Consider the following 3,399-nt stretch of genomic DNA (forward strand, 5'->3'; position numbering starts at 1 on the left):
TGTCGCGTCACCGTTCAAGACTCACCCACCGAGGAGCGGAACCTCTTGATCAACACGCCCTAGAGTTGGCGACGCATGATGTGCTCCCCAGGCTCGACGGTCTCATCGGACCCGATCGCCGGTACGAGTTCATGAGCCGGATGCTCCAGGAGAATGTGGTTCCGGCTCCCGCGGTTGCGATGCGTACGTCCGCCGTTCGCAATGCGGGGGGCTGGGATGAGTCGCTCGTCTTCGAGGACTACGACATGTGGCTGAAGCTCGGCCGTCAGTATGGCGTCGCATACACGCCGGGGGTCGTCACCGCCTACCGGAATCTCCCCGGGTCGATGTCCCACGCTCAGGAGTGGCATGCGGCGATGGAGGGTAGCCTCCTTCGCATTCTCGATGGCATTCGCGGTAGTGACGCGGGGTGGGACGAGATCATTCGAGACCGCATCGCCCGGATCGGGGCGGGCTCACTCTGAAGCTGCGGGAGCAGCGGCCGTTGCGGCCAGGAAATTGTCGTAGTCGCGAATGTAATCGTCGGGATCATACGGATCGGAGGCGAGCACCAACAGCACCGCGTCCGCGCTGTAGTTGTACTGGGTCCCCCAGGTCATAGGGGGCATGAACAGCCCAATTTCCGGCGAGTCGAGAACGGCTTCGAACCTGTGGTGTCCATCATCAGCCATGACGCTGACGCTTCCGCTCACACAGACGAGAAACTGCTGGCAGCGACGGTGGGCGTGCTCGCCGCGCACTTCTCTTGACGGTACGTCATAGACAGCGAAGAAGCGCGACACCGGGAACGGAACCTCCCTTTGGAACTCGCCCACACTGAGGCTGCCTCGGGCATCCTTCGCGGATGTCAGGCGGATGAGCCGACTTCCGTTGCGCAGCGGCGGTGCCTGCTCTGGAGTCTGTGGAGTCGGCGTCACGCGTAACGTCGTGCTGTCGACATAGCCGGAAATCCGTGCCGGGTTGCCAACCACTATCGCCCCCGGCGGGACGTCGTGGGTCACGACGCTGCCGGCTCCGACCATGGCGCCGCGTCCAACGGTGATCCCGGGCAGGATCGTGGCGTTCGCTCCAATGGAGGCCCCGCGTTCCACGACAGTTGTGGCGTATGTGGCGGGTATCTGGCGGCTCCGCGGGAACGGGTCGTTGGTGAACGTCGCGTTCGGGCCAATGAACACATCATCGTGCAGGCGGACACCGTCCCAGAGCTGTGTGCCGCACTTGAGGGTCACCCGATCCCCAACGATGACATCGTTCTCGATGAAGACGCCGTCGCAGATGTTGCAGTCCGTGCCTATGACTGCTCCGGGCAGGATGTGGGCGAATGCCCACACGCGTGTGTCGGCACCGACGTTCTCGGATTCGCAGAGTGCCTGTGGGTGAATCCGTGGTGTCATCTGACCATTATGGATGGTCGAGAGGTCAGAGTGAACGGAGTGCCGTCGCGACTCGGTCCACCTCTTCGTCGGTCATATGGGGGAACAGTGGCACTGTGAGAATCTCAGCGGCGGCACGTTCAGCGTGAACGAGAACTCGCCGAGGTCGCTCGATCGGCTGCAGGTGGTCCGGCACCGGGTAATGCACATCGGTGCTGATCCCCTTTCCCTGCAGGTGTTCCCGCACGGCGGCGCGATCGCCACTTCGAAGGACGGCGAGGTGCGCGACGAAGCCGCTGGCGACGCGGTTGACCATCGCGTCAGTGGCGTCTTCGTATGCCTGGTGGACGGCACGGCGGCGAGCAGTCAGCGTGGGTAGGAGCGCAAGGCGCTCCCGGACGACCGCCGCTTGAAACTCGTCCATGCGCGAGTTCCTGCCGCGCGGGTCGGTTACGACGTATTTCTGCTCCCAACCGTATTGACGCAATTGGCGCGCCTTCGCGGCGACCTCTGGTTGCGAGGTGAGTATCGCCCCACCGTCGCCGATGGCTCCGAGATTCTTCGTGGGATAAAAGCTGGTGATGGCGACGTCCCCGATCGAGCCGAGAGGCCGGTCCGCAAGCATGCCACCGAATGCTTGCGCGGTGTCCTCGATCACCATGATCCCGCGGGGGCGGCACCAATCGACGAGAGCCGCGACGTCCGCGGAAGCCCCGAAGAGGTGGGTGACGACAACCGCCGCTGGGCTGATCCCTTCCGCTGTCACGGCCTCCTGCAGCGTGTCAGTCGTCATTAGCAGGCTGTCTGGGTCCACATCGACAAATACGACCGGTGCACCCAGGCTCCGAGCCGCAGCGGCGGCATAGCCGCCGGCGTTGGCTGCGGTGTAAACGGGCCTCCCGGCGCCGACTCCCACAGCAGCCAGGGCGATTTCCAAGGCAGCGGTACCGCTACCGACGACGACGGCGTATGCGACGGATGCGGCGGTGGCCAACTCCTGTTCGAGTGCTTCGTTCTCGGGGCCGAGGATGAACCACCCTGACGACAGCACTCGTTGAAACGCGGACGCGATAATCTTTTGGTCCGCAATCGCGGCGCGTGCCGGGTCTGAAACGCGGATGACGGGTGCCGAGTTAGCGGGGTTGCTCACGGAGTTCGGCAGGTCGGCCATGGCACAATTGTAAGCGGCGGGGGTCCCCTGTCTTCCTTCTCCCGCACGTCCAACTTCTGAGGAAGTATGTCCCAAGTGGTTCCCGCGTTGTCAGTTGTGGTTACGGTGCATGCGGAGGGCCGACTACTTCGGCCAACGCTTCGTTCTATTCAGGCTGCCCTGGAGCATGTGCGCGATGAGTTGGGCCTGACGGCCGAGCTTCTCCTTGTCGGAGACCGCGTCGACGCAGCTACCCGCGTCGAGGTCACGCGATGGGAATCGATGCCGAACTTGCCCTTTGCGGTGCGCGTGATCGAGGTCGATCTCGGCGAATCTGGCGCCGCTCGCAATGTCGGAGTGTCGACCGCGGCTGGGGAGTTCGTCGCGCTCGTGGACGGAGACGACCTCGTTTCCGTGAACTATTTCGCCGAGGCCATCACCCTGCTTAGGAGGAGTGAGGTGGAGATGGTCGCGCACCCGCAGTATGTGTTGAGTTTCGGTGCGCGTTCGTTGCTTTGGGAGGTCGACAGTATGCTGGGCGGCCACGTCGACTACCGGGACCTACTCCGGCACAATTTGTGGCCGTCATCATCCGTCGCCCGTCACGCGACCTATGCACGGTTTCCCTTCCGGTCGCTGGATCCTGAACTCGGATACGGGCCGGAGGACTGGGTGTGGAACATCGATACGGTCACGGCTGGGATCACGCACGCGTCCGTGCCAGGCACGGTGTTCTTCTACCGTGTTCGCAGCGCAGGTGGAGTGAATCATCGTCATTCCCGTTCTTTGCTCCCGCCCATCGATCTGGCGGGGCTAGGCCGTGTTGCTAAATGCTGTTGTGGGGCGGGTGGGCGATCCTTGAGGTGTGTCGCGAGA

Annotated in this window: 4 protein-coding genes; 2 read left to right on the forward strand and 2 right to left on the reverse strand. The window is 63.4% G+C overall.

Annotation, left to right across the window (positions count from 1 at the left end; all coding sequences use genetic code 11):
* The first annotated feature begins 80 nt into the window (after nt 1-80).
* Entirely contained in the window at nt 81-464 is a 384-nt protein-coding gene (locus tag AS96_RS13195) for a glycosyltransferase family 2 protein (RefSeq protein WP_036290617.1), read from the forward strand.
* Here the strand turns inward: AS96_RS13195 and AS96_RS15925 are convergent.
* Nucleotides 456-1,394 (reverse strand): WxcM-like domain-containing protein, encoded by a 939-nt coding sequence (locus tag AS96_RS15925; RefSeq protein ID WP_036290620.1) that lies wholly within the window; start codon nt 1,392-1,394, stop codon nt 456-458. The two genes, AS96_RS13195 and AS96_RS15925, sit on opposite strands and share 9 nt — an antisense overlap.
* A 25-nt stretch (nt 1,395-1,419) precedes the next feature.
* The gene (locus AS96_RS13205) at nt 1,420-2,544 is read right to left on the reverse strand and encodes a DegT/DnrJ/EryC1/StrS family aminotransferase (RefSeq protein ID WP_051498886.1); all 1,125 of its coding nucleotides are present in this window, start codon (nt 2,542-2,544) and stop codon (nt 1,420-1,422) included.
* Nucleotides 2,545-2,619: 75 nt separating this feature from the next.
* Between AS96_RS13205 and AS96_RS15115 the strand changes: the two genes are divergently transcribed.
* A partial coding sequence (locus AS96_RS15115; RefSeq protein ID WP_197017312.1) for a glycosyltransferase occupies nt 2,620-3,399 on the forward strand: 780 nt, incomplete at its 3' end.

The sequence above is a fragment of the Microbacterium sp. MRS-1 genome, from assembly GCF_000585455.1.
In the GTDB taxonomy this organism is placed as follows: domain Bacteria; phylum Actinomycetota; class Actinomycetes; order Actinomycetales; family Microbacteriaceae; genus Microbacterium; species Microbacterium laevaniformans.

Bases quoted from the DNA above. Each gene is read 5' to 3' on its own strand.
- AS96_RS15925 (WP_036290620.1), bottom strand. From the start codon at position 1,394: ATGACACCACGGATTCACCCACAGGCACTCTGCGAATCCGAGAACGTC.
- AS96_RS13205 (WP_051498886.1), bottom strand. From the start codon at position 2,544: ATGGCCGACCTGCCGAACTCCGTGAGCAACCCCGCTAACTCGGCACCC.